Raw genomic sequence first — 536 nt, forward strand, 5'->3', positions numbered from 1 at the left:
AATACCGGTGCATTCGGTGCAGTGGTATCAATCGTCAATACCGCTGTATCTGTACCCACATTACCTGCTGGATCAGTGGCAGTCACAGTCACGGTATGCGGACCGTCTGTTAATGCTGGAAGCGTATTGTCTGCCAGTGTCCAGGTACCATTACCATTGTTGGTCGCTGTATAGTTCACACCATCGACAGTCACCACCACCGTCGCTGTCGGGTCGTTCACCGTACCCGTTAACACTGGTGTGTTGTCATTGGTGAGCACATCATCCAAAGCCACCACTGGTGCAGTGATGTCTGCTGAAACCACGCCCGTACCTGGCAATGAGGTATTGCCTGCCGGGTCTGTCGCAGTTGCAGTCACTGTTTGACCATCTGTCAAATCACCTGGATTTGGTACTGTCCATTTCCCATCTGGGCCTGCAACAACAGTTGCTGTCGTGCCATCCGGGAAGGTCACCTTAACCGTAGAACCCGCTTCTGCTGTCCCTGTCACTGGATCTGTTGCATTGATCGGATTCAATACCGGTGCATTCGGTGC

General features: G+C 52.6%; 1 protein-coding gene. It reads right to left on the reverse strand.

The genetic code is table 11. The features are described 5' to 3' along the window. The coding region (locus B554_RS0100005; RefSeq protein ID WP_029767283.1) for an Ig-like domain-containing protein at positions 1–536 on the reverse strand (536 nt) is incomplete at both ends.

It is taken from the genome of Acinetobacter sp. GG2 (assembly GCF_000292385.1).
GTDB classification, from domain to species: domain Bacteria; phylum Pseudomonadota; class Gammaproteobacteria; order Pseudomonadales; family Moraxellaceae; genus Acinetobacter; species Acinetobacter seifertii.